Raw genomic sequence first — 15,850 nt, 5'->3', positions numbered from 1 at the left:
ATCAAAATTCAAATGGAACCAATATGATTGGCGCGTTGATGCTGGACATTGCCGGCACAGAACTTACTAAAGAAGATATTGAACTATTACAAGCTCCGCAAGTCGGTGGCATGATTTTATTTGCACGAAATATTGAATCACCACAACAAGTCCGTGCTTTAACCGACCATATGCGCCAAGTTCGCCCAGATATTTTAATTGCTGTCGACCAAGAAGGTGGTCGAGTTCAACGTTTAAAATCTGGCTTTACTCTATTGCCAGCAATGGGTCGCTTTGGCGAACTCTATATTACTCAACCCCAAAAGGCTCTTGAACTGGCTGAACAATGTGGCTGGTTAATGGCAACTGAAGTCTTAGCTGTGGGGATCGATTTTAGTTTTGCACCAGTTTTAGACCTTAATGCTATTAGCGATGTGATTGGTGACCGTGGATTCTCTAAAAATATTGAAGATATCGCTCCGCTTGCTGGCGCATTTATGCGCGGTATGAAAAAAGCTGGAATGGCAAATACCGGCAAACACTTTCCAGGTCACGGTTCGGTCAAAGCCGACTCACATGTCGCAGCTGCTATCGACAGCCGTAGCTATGATGAAATTTATAACCATGACATGCAAAGCTTCATTAAGCTTATGCCTGAGCTAGACGCACTCATGCCTGCACATGTGATTTATGATCAAGTTGACCCAAATCCGGCAGGTTTCTCACCTTTCTGGATTCAAGAAGTTCTACGCAACCGTTTGAAATTTGATGGCGTACTTTTCTCTGATGACTTAAGCATGCAAGCTGCTTGCGTCGCTGGTGGTGCAGATGCGCGTATTCAAGCAGCTCTCGCAGCTGGCTGTGATATGGGGCTGGTGTGTAATGACCGTAGTGCCGCATGTACAGCTCTTGAAGGTATTGCTCACTTAGAGCTACCAAACCAAGAACGCCTTGAATGCATGCGCGGTCAAATTCCACAAATTCAGATTGGTGAAACCTTGTCGCTTGGCGAACACTGGCAAGCTGTCAAAACAGCCATTGAAGAGTTTAAAAATTCATTCTAAATTTAATGAGGAATTAACTAAGCACTAATCCATAATATGGATACGTGAAAGTGTCATCTGCAACCTGAGCAATGCAAAAGCGTTAGCGCTTTCGCATTGCGCAAGACAAACGAAGTGCGTAGCATTTACTCAAGCATAGCTTTCGTTTTACGGTACGGCAAAGATAATTAATCTTTGCTATTCGTACCTCAGGTTTTGGTTACTTTTCCCGAAAGAAAAGTAACTCCAACTGAAAGCTCATCCCAGAATGCCAACCTAATTGACAGGACTCCGTCATGCCGGTTCATTCACCATCAATGCATTAGAACCTCTTCATTGTTATTAATAATGAAGATCACACAAAAACAATAAACCGAGTTCAGGACGAATGACACAACACCTTTCAAAACACCGCCACATCTCTTTTACAGCCCACTATACGGGTTATATCTGGTATCAAATGGGGATCTCACACGAAGCACTTGCTACCAGCAAAGGCAAATCGTTGGCATATTTAGTTCACCCATTAGAATCATGGGCAGAAAAATATGTGGGCGGCAGCATGCGCACTACGCTCAAACAACGCCATACCATGCTCGATCATGATTTAGAGAAGTTAATTCAAGAAAACCCTGATTTACAGGTGCTTGAAATTGCTTGTGGTTTATCACCACGCGGCTGGTGGTTTAGGCAGCATTATCCTTCGATTACCTATCGGGAGCTTGATTTACCCGATATGGCACAAACCAAACAAAATGCATTACAACAAATTGAAAAAAATGCACCTGAGATTTTATCAGTTGATTTATTTACCGAAGCCTTTGCTCAAGCATTTGAAGTGTTTAATCCTAACCGTCCACTGGTTGTGATTAGTGAGGGTTTGATTAATTATTTTGATAAACACTTATTAAAACAACTGATCCAGTCAATTGCTCACTATGGGACTTCTTTTAAAAAGTTCCATTACTTAACCGACCTTTACCCTGAACCTGTTAAAAATAAACTTGCCAGCATTATCTGGAACAGTAGTAAATTACTTAAACTCATGTCTCGCAGCTCATTTAGTTTTCATTTTAAAACACCACTTGAAGTGAAAGGCTTTTTTGAAGATGCAGGATTTAGTCAGGTGAGTATTGAGCAACCACAAATATTCTTTGGGGAAATTTCTAAAGAGAGCAATGAAGAGCATTTAGGTGATTTAGTCTGGACTATTCATGCTCAATTAAAATAAAAAAATGGAAGTCTCATAATTTTTGAGACTTCCATTTTATGAAAAATTAAAATTTATGCGGCTAGCTTTTGACGAGCAATAAAACGACTTAAACGATCAGCAAGCTCAAAACTGCCATGTTTAAATAAAGCACGTATTCCTTGTTCAGTAGCTTCAAAGATTAAACATTCAATCGAGAAAGGGCCTTCTTCATCTTCTAGATGCAGAGCCAGATCCCGTGGGTGTTCATTTATAAAGTCGAGCTGTGTTACATCATCTAACTTTAAGTACATTCCAAAGAAAGTGACATCTGCAATCGTTACTGGCACTTCCGTTTTACATTCACGGTGGCTCAATTTGGTTTTAGGTTGGAGGACTGAAATCCGCTCTTCACCTCGACGCTCCATGCTTTGCATTTGTTCGCGCGTCATTGGAATAATGCCATCCAGATTTTGGATAGATTCACCTTTTAAGAATGAAGTAAACAAACTCATGGTTTCTTTACGACGCTGGAGCTGTGGTACATGATCAGCATTCGCAATGAGTGCAAACTCCATATCAGGACATTGCAAAGCAAAGTTCGCATTTTCATGAGGCAGAGTAAAACTGTCATACTGCCCCGCTGCAACCAGTGTTTTACACTCTGGAATTGGCACATTTGTTAACCGTAGAAGACGATTACAGTTAATGTCATAACGTTCGCGCTCAGTACCCGTGAACTCAGCCATTTGCCTAAAAAAAAGTTTTTTAGCTGTCGGAGACATGCGTGTTTTATCTAACTTGGCATGATTGACCAAATATAAAATGACCGCTTGCCCGAACTCTTCCATGCGGTTTTCTTGCATGAGTTTGAGTGATTCTTCCAAAATCATTCGCCAGCTTTTACGCGTTTTTTGCATAACCCCCATCAAAATCATACGGTCCATTAAATCTGGACGGTGATAAGCAAAACAAGAAGCAACGACTGAACCCAACGACATGCCCATTACAGAAACTTTTTGAATTCCAACAATGTCTAACCAGCGACCTAACATTTCTGATAAATCAGGTAATTCTAATGTTCCAGCAGAAATTCCAGTATCCCGATTGGTAATTTGTTGATTTGCGCCCATAGATGGCAAGTCGATTAAAATGACCGGGCCACTTTCAAACAGTTGCTCAACACAATATTTATAAGAGTTAAAATTTTGAAAAGCACCACCAACAATCACAATCGGTGTTTTGTGAATGGTTTTTGGGTCTGCAATCGCCATGTATTCAATTTTCCAACCGTCAATCCATGTGGTACGAGCTGGCTGTTTAAAACTATCTCTATGGTAGATATCGAAAAACCCAAAACCGGCATAAGCTTGGTTTATCTCCGAATCCATTTGAATAATGGAATTCATATCCTTGCTTCCTCCTTGCTGTAATTTTTTTATGCTGCAAGAGTTCCTTCTTGAACATGTAATCTTTTATGCACAAATCTTTAAAATTTGTATTAGTTTGTATTGCACAAGTCCATTCTAAACAATTGTCTGAAATATACGCAATCGCTGAAATGACCGCTCATCTTGTTTAAGCCGCGAATAGTTTGCAAAATATTTAAATGTTTTTTTATAGCGGTCACATTTTTCAAAAAAAGCCATTCATTGTTCCGCATTTGACTGCTACTATCGTAGTCATTGGTAAATGATTAAAAACTGCTATGCAAGATTCAATTGAACAATATATGCAAAAAGTCGGGCAACAAGCACGTGAGGCTTCACGTGTTTTAACAAGTGCTTCGACTTCGCTTAAAAATCATGCACTCTCTGCTATTTACACTGCTTTAGAAAATAATCAGGCAGCGATTTTGGCGGCGAATCAACTCGACATGGAAAAAGGCCGTAGTAACCAACTTGACAGTGCCTTACTTGATCGTCTTGAACTTACGCCCGCACGTTTTAAGGGGATGTTGCAAGGTTTAAAAGATGTGATCGCTCTCGTCGATCCAATTGGGGAAATTACGGATCTTGCATATCGCCCCACAGGCATTCAAATTGGGAAAATGCGTGTGCCTTTGGGTGTAGTAGGTATGATTTATGAATCACGCCCAAACGTAACACTTGAAGCTGCCTCGTTAGCGATTAAATCGGGCAATGCCATTATTTTACGTGGTGGTTCAGAAGCACTTGAGTCAAACAAAGCAATCGCAGAAGCAGTTAAACATGGTTTAAAAGTTGCTGGTTTACCTGAGCATTCAGTACAAGTGATTGAAACTTCTGACCGTGCGGCAGTTGGTCACCTCATTACCATGGCTGAGTATGTAGATGTCATTGTTCCACGCGGTGGTAAAAGCTTAATTGAGCGTGTGACCAACGAAGCCCGTATTCCTGTGATTAAGCATCTTGATGGTAACTGCCACGTGTTTGTAGAAGCACAAGCAGACTTGCAAAAAGCATTACCGATTACTTTAAATGCCAAAACTCATCGTTACGGTGTTTGTAATGCGATGGAAACACTGCTTGTTGATGAAAAAATTGCAGATGTTTTCTTACCACGCATTGCTGAACTTTATGCTGAAAAACAAGTTGAGTTACGCGGCTGTCCAGAAACACGTCGTATTTTGGGTACGACTGTCAAACCTGCAACAGAAGAAGACTGGTATACCGAATATTTAGGACCAATTCTTGCAGTTAAAGTGGTTAGCGGGATTAATGAAGCAATTGACCATATCAATAAATATGGTTCGCATCATACCGATGCAATTGTGACTGAAAACTATACTTTAGCTCGTCAGTTCTTGGCTCGCGTAGATTCAAGCTCTGTCGTAGTTAATGCCTCAACTCGTTTTGCTGATGGCTTTGAATATGGTTTAGGTGCTGAGATTGGTATCTCAACTGATAAAATCCATGCACGCGGCCCTGTTGGCTTAGAAGGTTTAACTTCTCAAAAATGGATTGTGTTAGGTGACGGTCAAATTCGTCAATAAATCCCTTATTTAAATAAAAATGCCTGATCCATATCAGGCGTTTTTATTTTGTTATTTCCCATAAAAAAGCCAGCCCGTAGGCTGGTTTTTTTAATCGTATATTAATTAGAAAATAAAGTCAGTATTCACAAATTTCGAATAGTGCTCAGACACCATAGAAGCCAGCATACCTTTACTGTCATCAGTCTGTTTAGCCGCAATCATAGAGCGGATCGAGAATGCACGAAGCGCATCATGCACAGACAGTGTACCTTCTGCAGAATCTTTACGACCACCAAATGGGAATACATCAGGACCACGCTGACATTGACAGTTGATATTTACACGACAAACTTGATGTACCAGTGTATCGACCAAATGACCAATTTGCGCTGGGTCACTACCAAAGATACTCACCTGCTGACCATGATCAGAAGTAGTGACATAGTCCAATACTGTTTCAATATCATCATAAACAGCAACTGGTACCACTGGCCCAAACTGTTCTTCGCGATATAGTCTCATCCCCTCAGTCACTGGATAAACGACAGCTGGATAGAACATGGTTTTGCAGAATTCACCACCTTCCGGATTAACCACTTTAGCCCCTTTTGCCACAGCATCTTCAATCACTTCAGTCATGTAGGCGGTACGGTGCATACCCGGTAACGGCGTAATAGATACACCTTTTTCCCACGGCATACCTACTTTCAGTTTAGCCAGCTCAGTCGTTAAACGATTAACAAATTCATCGGCTATTGAGCGGTGTACCATCAGCATTTTCAAAGCAGTACAACGCTGACCATTGAATGACAATGCACCCAGTAGACATTCTTTCACTGTCAGGTCTAAGTCAGCATCTGGCAAAATAATGGCTGCGTTCTTTGCATCTAATCCTAGAATCGCACGCAGACGGTGAGATTTTGGATGTTGTTTTTTCAAATGATCGGCCACTTTACTAGAACCAATCAATGCCAATACATTAATTTTTCCAGATGCCAAAAGATGTGGTACTACCAATGAACCTGGTGCATAAATGGTATTGATCACGCCTTTCGGAAATGAATCACGGAATGCTTCCAACAACGGTTCAAACAATAAAGTACCAAATTGAGGTGGTTTGAAGATAATCGTGTTGCCCATCAACATGGCTGGAATCAAGGTAGCAAAGGTTTCATTCAATGGGTAGTTATATGGTCCCATACATAACACCACACCCAGTGGGGTACGACGGATTTGACCAATGGTACCTTCAGCAATCACAAAGCGGGAGTTGGCATTATCCAAATCTTTCAGGGCATCTATGGTTTGACGCATATAGGTCACAGTACGGTCGAACTCTTTCTCGGAGTCCGCCAAGCTCTTACCAATTTCCCACATGATTAGTTTAACAATGAGGTCTCTCTGTTCCACCATACGCTGAATGAAATTTTGCATACAAGCGATGCGCTCACCAACTTTCATCATTGGCCATTCACCACGACCATTATTGTAGGCGCGTACTGCCGCTTCTAAAGCTTCGTCACTTTCTTTCTCACCCATGACTGGATAACTACCAAGCTCAACTTGTTGCAAGCTATCGTCAGGCTGCTGAATCCAGATTGGAGAGAATGTCTTCTTGGTTGAACCAGCCCATAACTTCAATTCACCATCCACTAACGAGATACGCTGATGAATCTGAGATGGCAGACGTACGCTGTCAGGAATACTATCTACTGAGGGAAATTTATGTTGTAAATTATTTGAATGGCTCATTATTCTTATCTCCAATTATTTATAAATGTAAACCTAGCCCGTTATGAACAGGTCTAGTTTGTGTGAATACCAGTACCGTTACCGGTATTCACCTTGCTTGGGCCTCAGGCTATAGAGCCATTAAAATGTGGGTTTCTAACCGAGGTTAACCGCGACACACGCTGTCAGTTACCTCCAGTTTCTGCATGACTTGCATAACGATTTGTTCAGGTGTGAGCGCAATATCAATAGCAATTGCTTCATTCACATCAGGTTCTTCTAATGTATCTAGCTGAGTTTGTAACAATGAAGGATCAAAGAAATGACCCGATCGCTCAGCAAGTCGTTGCTGCAACAACTCATAAGAACCTTTTAAGTATACAAACTTAATGTTCTGGTCATGACCACGTAGAATATCGCGATAGACTCGTTTTAGTGAAGAACAAGTAAATACAGCCGTTTCACCTGCTTGTTGTTTTTCTTCAATTGCCTTACGAATAGCTTGTAACCACGGCAAACGGTCTTCGTCAGTTAAAGGAATACCTTGGCTCATTTTGCTTTTATTTGCAGCCGAATGAAGCGTATCGCCATCGAGGAACTCACAAGCCAAACGCTCTGATAACAACTCACCGATTAGGGTTTTACCTGTTCCACAGACACCCATTGCAATCACAATCATGGATTACTCACCTTTAATTATAAAATAGTGCTAAGCAGTAGCGTGAAAGATAAACCCAACACCGAAATGATCGTTTCTAATACCGACCAAGTTTTGAGTGTCTGCCCTACTGTCATACCAAAATATTCTTTGATTAGCCAAAATCCTGCGTCATTTACATGTGAGAACACTAATGAACCCGAACCCGTCGCAAGAACTAAAAGTTCTGGTCTAACAGCAACGCCAGCCGTAGCTGCAATTGGAGCAACAATACTACAAGCGGTAGCCATAGCAACCGTTGCAGATCCTGTAGCCAAACGAATCAATGCTGCGACAAACCAGCCCAATAATAACGGCGACAAATTTGCCTTTAAGGCTGTAGATACAATCTCATCAGAAATACCAGTGTCACGCAAAATGCCACCAAATCCACCACCAGCACCTACAATCAACATAATCCCAGCAATAGAAGCTAAACAGCCACCACAGAATTTTTCAATTTGTTCACGATTAAAGCCCTGCATCGTACCAAAGGTAATAAAGCTGACCAGTACGGCAATAAGCAATGCGATATCAGAAGTACCAATGAAACGTAGTACATCATTTGCGAAAGTCTTTGGCGCAAAGAATAGATCAGCCCAACTTCCGATTAACATGAGTACAACAGGCAACATAATCGTAAATAAGGTAATCCCAAAGCTTGGTAGCTCACGTGTCCTATTCGTATCTGCTTCAACGAACTGCTTTGCTAACGGGTTATTTTCAGGCAATTTGACGTATTTATTAATCCAGAGTGCATACAAAGGCCCAGCTACAATAGCTGTTGGAACACCCACGATTAAACTGTAGGCAATCGTTTTACCAATATCGGCATGATATGCCTGCACCGCCAGCAAAGCTGCTGGATGTGGCGGAATTAAACCATGCACAACCGACAAACCAGCCACCATCGGCAAACCAACAACCAGTAAGGACTTGCCTGTCCGTTTCGCAATATTAAATGCAATTGGAATGAGTAGAACAAAACCGACTTCGAAAAATACGGGAAGACCAACAATAAGGGCAATAAACATCATGGCCCAGTGAATATTTTTCTCACCAAACCATTTAATTAAAGTAATGGCTATTCGCTCTGCGCCGCCCGACTCGGCCATCATCTTGCCGAGCATCGTTCCTAGTGCGATTACAATCGCAAGGTGACCCAAAGTTTTACCGGTACCAGCTTCATATGATTTAACGATATCACCCATTGGCATGCCAACAGCAAGGGCCAAACCGAGTGAAACAATAATAAGAACCAGAAATGGATAAATTCTGAACTTCGCGATCATGACAACCAATGCAATAATCGCGATTACAGTATAAATAAGCAACATGCCACCCTGAACGGTCTCCATGTGACATTTCTCCTTGGAGTAATTATTTAGGCATACTGCCCAAATAAAGGTCTTCAACCACAGTAATTCCTACTGTTAAGACATTAATTTTTTATATTTAGGTGTGACCAGCACAAACTGGCCACATCAACACAGCCTTTAAAGCGCATAGAATGCACTTCATTTTTTATAAATATTGACTACATTTACAATGCTCTCAACTGACTCGCAATTTGAGCTAAACGCGTAATTTCAGCCCAGTCTTGTGCAGCAACAGCAGCTTTAGGCGTTAACCATGAACCACCTACACAAACTACGTTAGGTTGCTTTAAGAAATCTGGCGCTGACTGTGCTGTAATTCCACCTGTTGGGCAAAAACGCAAGTTTGGAAATGGGCCATAGAATGCTTTTAGCATCTCTACTCCACCTGCTTGTTGAGCTGGAAAGAACTTCACAATCTCATAACCTAACTCAATCGCTTGAATCAGGTCACTTGGTGTCATCACACCCGGCAATAGAGGTAAGCCAGCATCTTGTGCAGCCAAATGCAAATCTTTCGTTAAACCAGGAGATACCCCGAATTTAGCACCTGCTTTTTTGGCTTGGGCACAATGTTCTGGTTTGGTAATTGTTCCCACACCCACCACAATGTCATCTGCCAACTGGCTTGCACGCTCAATCGCAGCAAGACCTGCGGCAGTACGCAAAGTAATTTCAAGTACTTTTACACCACCCGCATGCAATGCACGTGAGACATGTTCACCTTGTTCGGCAGAGTCAAAAGCCAACACAGGAATTACTGGGCCTAATTTGACAACATCTTCAATCTTGCTCATTACTATGTAATTCCTTTGTCTCAAATATGCGTTTGTGGCTCTTCGCCAACAAGCGCACCAAACACAGATGCACCGTGCTCAGCAGGTGCTGCTGCTGCACGGAATACACCAAATAATTCTCGGCCAAAGCCAACTTCGTTTTCTGCCTGATGTTCTGGCTGTGCAACAGGGCGTGACTGCCAAGTTTGCTCATCTAACTCAATATCGAGTACACCAGCCTCAGCATCAATCATCAACATATCTCCGGTTTGAACTTTAGCAATTGGACCATTCAATAACGCTTCTGGAGATAAATGAATAACTGCCGGCACTTTGCCTGAAGCACCCGACATACGGCCATCCGTGACTAAAGCAACGTGGAAACCTTGGTCTTGTAAAACACCCAACACAGGCGTTAAACGATGTAACTCAGGCATACCATTCGCGCGAGCACCTTGGAAACGAACCACCGCAATAAAGTCACGGTGTAACTCACCACGATCAAACGCTGCTTGTACTGCTTCTTGAGAGTCAAACACGATTGCTGGCGCTTTAACTTTACGATGCTCTGGCGCAACAGCAGAAATCTTGATAACCCCACGGCCAAGGCGACCTTGCATTAAACGCAAACCACCATCTGGTTGAAACGGAGCATCAATACTACGGAGCACTTTGTCATCAAGACTTTGAACCACACCATCCACCCAAGTGAGCTTACCGTCAATCAACTTCGGCTCTTTGGTGTAGTGCTGTAAACCTTTACCAGCAACAGTCGTTACATCGTTATGGAGTAAACCAGCCTCAAGTAAGTTACGAATAAGGAATGCCACCCCACCCGCAGCTTGGAAATGGTTTACATCGGCCTTACCATTTGGATAGATTTTTGCGAGCAATGGAACAACAGCAGACAACTCATCAAAGTCATCCCAGTCAATTAAGATGCCAGCCGCACGTGCAATCGCAATCAGATGCAATGTGTGATTGGTTGAACCACCCGTCGCGAGTAAAGCCACAATGCCATTGATAATGGCTTTTTCATCAATCACATGACCAATTGGTGTGTAGTTGCCTCGCTCAGCAGTTAAGTCAAGCACACGTTTAGCCGCTTCGGCAGTGAGAGCATCACGTAATGGCGTGTGAGGGTGTACAAATGCAGCGCTTGGCAAATGTAATCCCATGACTTCCATCAACATTTGATTACTGTTGGCAGTACCATAGAAGGTACATGTGCCCTGACCATGATAGGCAGCCGATTCAGCTTCAAGTAAGGCATCACGGCCCACTTGACCAGTCGCAAATTGTTGACGAATTTTGGCTTTATCATCATTCGATAAACCGCTACTCATTGGACCCGCAGGTACAAAAATAGTCGGTAAATAACCAAACTGTAAGGCACCAATCAGTAAGCCCGGCACAATTTTATCGCATACGCCGAGACACAATGCGGCATCGAACATATTATGAGAAAGTGCAATTGCTGTACTCATCGCAATTGTTTCACGTGAAAACAATGACAATTCCATACCGGCATTACCTTGAGTAATGCCATCACACATTGCTGGGACACCACCTGCAAACTGAGCAACACCACCATTTTCACGGGCAGCTGTTTTTATAATGTCTGGGAAGGTTTTATAAGGGGCATGTGCTGAAAGCATTTCATTATATGAAGACACAATGCCAATATTTGGTTCACGGCCAACTTTAATAATTAATTTTTCATTATCTTCCATGCTGGCAAAACCATGCGCAAGATTGGCACATGAGAGTGCTCCACGAGCAGGAAATTTACCTTGGGCATGTTCAATGCGTTGTAAATATGCAGAACGAGTTTTTTGGCTACGCGCGATTACACGCTCGGTAACTTTTGCCAATATTGGGTTCGGCAAGTCCATGCTGGACGCTCCTGTACAACCGGATAAGCCGGAAAAACAAAATAGACCAAATGATATATTTCATCATCATTTGATAAGGGGGAGGAACAATATTATTAAGGCAAAAAGCGACATGCAAGTCCTTATAACTCCGAGCAATACTCTAGGCCTTAGCATTAAAGACAAATAATGTTTAAGTTTTAAACAAGAAAATGATTTTATTTTTGACTATATTTACGGGTAAATTAAACATTAATAACTATGAGAAATTTCTCATAATATCAAAGCAATAAAATATCTATTATAAATGGGTGAGCACTGACTTTTTTATACTTAGTTAGATATTAAAAATGTTTATAATTTATCCTTTTTATCCTATGTATAAACTATTAAAACTTAATTTCAATTACGTATATTATTTGTAATACTCCCCTCTAGTTTGATTAAAATAACAACATTTATTTTTTCTTAAAAAATTTATACCAAATAGTTGAAAATTACATTGATTCAAAATTGACTTTTCATAAATATATACAAAAAACTGTTTAATTCTTCTACAAAAAAACAATAAATACAGTGGTTAAGCTTTATACTCAACGAATATTAGTTATAAAAAATTTGATGGTCGATAGTGCTTAAGTCTAATGGGCTAAAGTCTATCTTGGACAGAAAAACAACACATGTTAAAACATCACAACCTGCTCTAAATGCATGTTGCAATTAATGCCTTTTGATCAGGAAGTTAGGAAAACTATTTTTAAATCAGGACTTGGGTATTTCAACGTGGCTACATCAGTATTAGTTATTAATTGCGGTTCTTCATCTATTAAATACGCGCTGGTTTCAGACCGTCGTGAAGATCGTATTTATGGTTTAGCAGAAAACTTAGGGGCGGCTGATGCTCGTATTAAAGGAATTACAGTCGGTGGAGAACCACTAGAGCTTTCAATTCCTTATGCTGATCACGCCAAAGCTTTAGAAACTTTACTTGCACGTCTTGCAAACTATAAACCTCAAGCAATCGGTCACCGTGTCGTACATGGTGGAAGCCTCACCAAAGCTGAATTACTTACTCCTGAAATTATAGAACGTATTCGTGCAGCCACCCCTCTTGCACCGCTTCATAACCCAGCCCACTTAATCGGGATTGAAGCAACGATGCGCCTATTTCCTGAATTACCTCAAGTTGCCGTATTCGACACTGCATTCCACCAAACCATGCCTGCGCATGCATACCGTTATGCAATTCCTAAATTCTTATATACAGACCATAACGTTCGCCGCTATGGCTTCCACGGGACAAGCCATGCGTATGTGTCAGACCGAGGCAGTGAACTGGCTGGGAATTTCCAAAAAGGTGGCTGGTTAACAGCACACTTAGGCAATGGTAGCTCAACTTGTGCAGTATGGAACGGACAAAGTGTTGATACCTCTATGGGTCTTACTCCGCTTGAAGGTGTTGTAATGGGTACCCGTAGTGGTGATGTCGACCCAAGCTTACACAGTTTCCTTGCAAAAAATCTTGGTTGGGACTTAGCAAAAATCGATAAAGTTTTAAATAACGAAAGTGGCTTACTTGGCTTATCACAACTCTCTAACGATATGCGTACAGTGATTGAAGCCTCTGAAAATGGCAACGAAGATGCGCGTCTTGCAATTGAAGTATTTAGCTACCGCCTTGCAAAATCACTTGCAGCATTAAGCTGTGGTTTGCCAAGTATTGATGGCCTGATCTTCACAGGTGGTATTGGTGAAAACTCAGCTTACATTCGTGAAAAGACTTTAGCTTATTTACCTCACTTTGGTTTACAGCTCGATAAAGACCAGAACAACAATTTAAAACGTGGTACAGAAGGCCGTATTGATAGCGGTACAGGACCACAAATCTGGGTGATTCCAACCGATGAAGAAGGCCGTATTGCCAAAGAAACTCGTCAGGTTGTAGACGTTTCACAAAATACATCTCCTGAAGTTAGCCTTGCTTAATTACAGAAGTCAAAGAACGTTATTCATTTATTTATAGGTTAATATGAATACAATTTTATTAATTCCTACAGGTGAAGGGGTTGGTTTAACCTCTGCCTGCTTAGGTATGATTTATGCACTTGATTGTAATGGGATTAAAGCAGGCTTTTTAAAACCGTTTTCTCAGGTAGATCAAGAAACTTTAGACCGAACTACATCTTTATTTGGTCATTTATTTCAAGGTAAAACTGTTCAATCGATTTCTCATGAAAAGTTAACCCAACACATTGCGTCAGGTGAAGTTGATGAGCTACTTGAAGAAGCAGTAAGTCTTCATCGCAGTATCGCAGCCGACAATAATGTGATTATTGTTGAAGGCTTATTGCCAAATGGGCAAGACCATTTTGCCAGTGAGCTTAATGCTAGTCTTGCCCAAGCTCTTGATGCAGAAGTAGTTTTAGTGAGCACTGCTGACATTCAAAACCCACGTAAAACAGCCGAGAAAGTTGAAGCTCACTTACGGCAATTTGGTGGTGCAACTTCTAACCGAACAGCAGGTGTACTCTTCATGCGTACACGCGGCTTACCTGAAGAAACAGCTCAGATTCCTGTTGCATTCGACCCATCGCTGCGTCCAACTGAAGACATCGCAAAATTTACGACAGAACTGCAAAAATACAATCGCTACTTTGGATCGAACGATTTACCAATTATTGGTTTAGTTCCATTTAGTAATACACTAAGCGTACCTAGAACTTTAGACATCGCGAACGTGATTGATGGTCAATGGGTCCATCAAGGCGAAGCAAAAACGCGTCGTATTTTGCACTCAAGTTTAATTGCCTCAAGCATTGAATATGAATTGAATAAATTCATTGCTGGCGAACTGATTATTAGTGCGTCTGAACGTACCGACGTTTTACTTGCAGGTAGCTTGGCAACCAGTAACGGTATTCCATTGGCAGGCTTGGTACTGACCGAACGTGAAGCACCTGCCCCTGAGCTTTTAGAGTTTTGCCAAAGCGCTATCAAACAAGGCTTACCAATTTTACACACCCGTTTAAACACACTGGAAACGGCACAGCGCTTATCTGATTTTGGTAATGAAATTCCAATCGATGATACTGAACGTGCCGAGCAAGTGACTCGTTTTGTTTCAAGTCATATCGATGTCGAATGGCTTAAACAGCACAGTAATAACGGTGCAACTCCACGCCTTTCTCCTTCTGCATTCCGTCATGAGTTAGTGCAAAAATCAATTGCAGCTAAAAAACGAATTGTGCTTCCAGAAGGCGATGAGCCACGTACCATTGAAGCAGCGGCTATTTGTCAGGCTCGTGGTATTGCACATTGTATTTTGCTAGCAAAACCAGATGCAGTTCAAGACGTTGCAAAAGCACGTGGTATTGAACTACCAGCTGACTTGGAAATTATTGATCCAGACAGCATTCGCAACCAATATGTTTCACCAATGGTTGAACTCCGCAAAGGCAAACTCAATGAGTTACAAGCCAAAGATCAATTACAAGACACCGTAGTTCTTGGCACCATGATGCTGGCGCTAGATCATGTAGATGGTTTGGTTTCTGGTGCAGTTCACACAACCGCGAACACCGTACGCCCTGCTTTCCAGCTCATTAAAACCGCACCTTCTTACTCACTGGTTTCATCCATATTCTTTATGCTTTTACCAGATGAAGTTTATGTTTACGGTGATTGTGCAATTAACCCAGACCCTACAGCCGACCAGCTTGCTGAAATTGCGATTCAGTCTGCTGACTCTGCAAAAGCGTTTGGAATTGACCCACGTATTGCCATGATCAGCTATTCGACTGGTACGTCTGGCACTGGTGCTGATGTTGAGAAAGTACAGCAAGCAACTCAAATTGCACAGCAACGCCGCCCTGATTTACTGATTGATGGCCCACTCCAATACGATGCAGCTTCTGTTGAAAGTGTAGGACGCCAAAAGGCACCAGACTCACGCGTAGCTGGTCGTGCCAATGTATTTATTTTCCCAGACTTAAATACAGGTAATACGACCTATAAAGCAGTACAACGTGCAGCAAATGTAGTCAGCGTTGGACCAATGCTGCAAGGCCTAAACAAGCCAGTCAATGACTTGTCTCGTGGTGCTTTAGTAGATGACATTGTCTTTACTATTGCCTTAACAGCAATTCAGGCTGAACAACAAGCTGCTGCCAAATAATTAATATCATTTAATCTTTTCTACCTCTCGCCATTTGATGTCCGCTCAAATGGCT

At 41.8% G+C, this 15,850-nt stretch carries 11 protein-coding genes; 5 read left to right on the top strand and 6 right to left on the bottom strand.

What is annotated here, in order from left to right; genetic code table 11:
- Positions 1-23: 23 nt before the first annotated feature.
- Both nagZ and B554_RS0110950 read left to right on the top strand, forming a co-directional pair.
- Positions 24-1,043, top strand: coding sequence for a beta-N-acetylhexosaminidase (gene nagZ, locus B554_RS0110955; RefSeq protein ID WP_019458076.1), 1,020 nt, complete (start codon positions 24-26; stop codon positions 1,041-1,043).
- Positions 1,044-1,410: 367 nt separating this feature from the next.
- Positions 1,411-2,253: a class I SAM-dependent methyltransferase gene (locus B554_RS0110950; protein ID WP_019458075.1), complete on the top strand. Its 843-nt coding sequence runs from the start codon at positions 1,411-1,413 to the stop codon at positions 2,251-2,253.
- Between the two features lie 53 nt (positions 2,254-2,306).
- Here the strand turns inward: B554_RS0110950 and B554_RS0110945 are convergent, their stop codons facing one another.
- Positions 2,307-3,620 carry an alpha/beta fold hydrolase gene (locus B554_RS0110945; RefSeq protein WP_019458074.1) on the bottom strand — a complete coding sequence of 438 codons (1,314 nt, stop codon included), beginning with the start codon at positions 3,618-3,620 and terminating at the stop codon, positions 2,307-2,309.
- Between the two features lie 299 nt (positions 3,621-3,919).
- On the opposite strand from B554_RS0110945, the gene B554_RS0110940 reads away from it, so the two are divergent.
- Positions 3,920-5,185, top strand: coding sequence for a glutamate-5-semialdehyde dehydrogenase (locus B554_RS0110940; RefSeq protein WP_006580437.1), 1,266 nt, complete (start codon positions 3,920-3,922; stop codon positions 5,183-5,185).
- A 105-nt stretch (positions 5,186-5,290) separates the two neighbouring features.
- Here the strand turns inward: B554_RS0110940 and B554_RS0110935 are convergent, their stop codons facing one another.
- The 5 genes from B554_RS0110935 to edd form a co-directional block, all read right to left on the bottom strand.
- The gene (locus B554_RS0110935) at positions 5,291-6,919 is read right to left on the bottom strand and encodes an NADP-dependent glyceraldehyde-3-phosphate dehydrogenase (RefSeq protein ID WP_019458073.1); all 1,629 of its coding nucleotides are present in this window, start codon (positions 6,917-6,919) and stop codon (positions 5,291-5,293) included.
- A gap of 145 nt (positions 6,920-7,064) precedes the next feature.
- The gene (locus B554_RS0110930; protein ID WP_019458072.1) at positions 7,065-7,577 is read right to left on the bottom strand and encodes a gluconokinase; all 513 of its coding nucleotides are present in this window, start codon (positions 7,575-7,577) and stop codon (positions 7,065-7,067) included.
- Positions 7,578-7,594: 17 nt separating this feature from the next.
- A complete protein-coding gene (locus B554_RS0110925; protein WP_019458071.1) occupies positions 7,595-8,953 on the bottom strand; it encodes a gluconate:H+ symporter in 1,359 nt (452 codons plus the stop codon).
- 185 nt (positions 8,954-9,138) lie between these two features.
- On the bottom strand, positions 9,139-9,768 hold the full coding sequence (gene eda / locus B554_RS0110920) for a bifunctional 4-hydroxy-2-oxoglutarate aldolase/2-dehydro-3-deoxy-phosphogluconate aldolase (protein WP_019458070.1): 630 nt from the start codon (positions 9,766-9,768) through the stop codon (positions 9,139-9,141).
- Positions 9,769-9,788: 20 nt separating this feature from the next.
- Positions 9,789-11,642: a phosphogluconate dehydratase gene (gene edd / locus B554_RS0110915; protein WP_019458069.1), complete on the bottom strand. Its 1,854-nt coding sequence runs from the start codon at positions 11,640-11,642 to the stop codon at positions 9,789-9,791.
- Positions 11,643-12,404: 762 nt separating this feature from the next.
- Here edd and B554_RS0110905 point away from each other — a divergent pair.
- Positions 12,405-13,607 (top strand): acetate/propionate family kinase, encoded by a 1,203-nt coding sequence (locus tag B554_RS0110905; RefSeq protein ID WP_019458067.1) that lies wholly within the window; start codon positions 12,405-12,407, stop codon positions 13,605-13,607.
- 43 nt (positions 13,608-13,650) lie between these two features.
- The gene (gene pta, locus B554_RS0110900; RefSeq protein ID WP_019458066.1) at positions 13,651-15,795 is read left to right on the top strand and encodes a phosphate acetyltransferase; all 2,145 of its coding nucleotides are present in this window, start codon (positions 13,651-13,653) and stop codon (positions 15,793-15,795) included.
- Positions 15,796-15,850 lie beyond the last annotated feature (55 nt).

The sequence above is a fragment of the Acinetobacter sp. GG2 genome (genome assembly GCF_000292385.1).
GTDB lineage: Bacteria > Pseudomonadota > Gammaproteobacteria > Pseudomonadales > Moraxellaceae > Acinetobacter > Acinetobacter seifertii.
The sequence above is the reverse complement of the archived record's forward strand: the minus strand, read 5'-3'. Positions and strand labels throughout refer to the sequence as shown.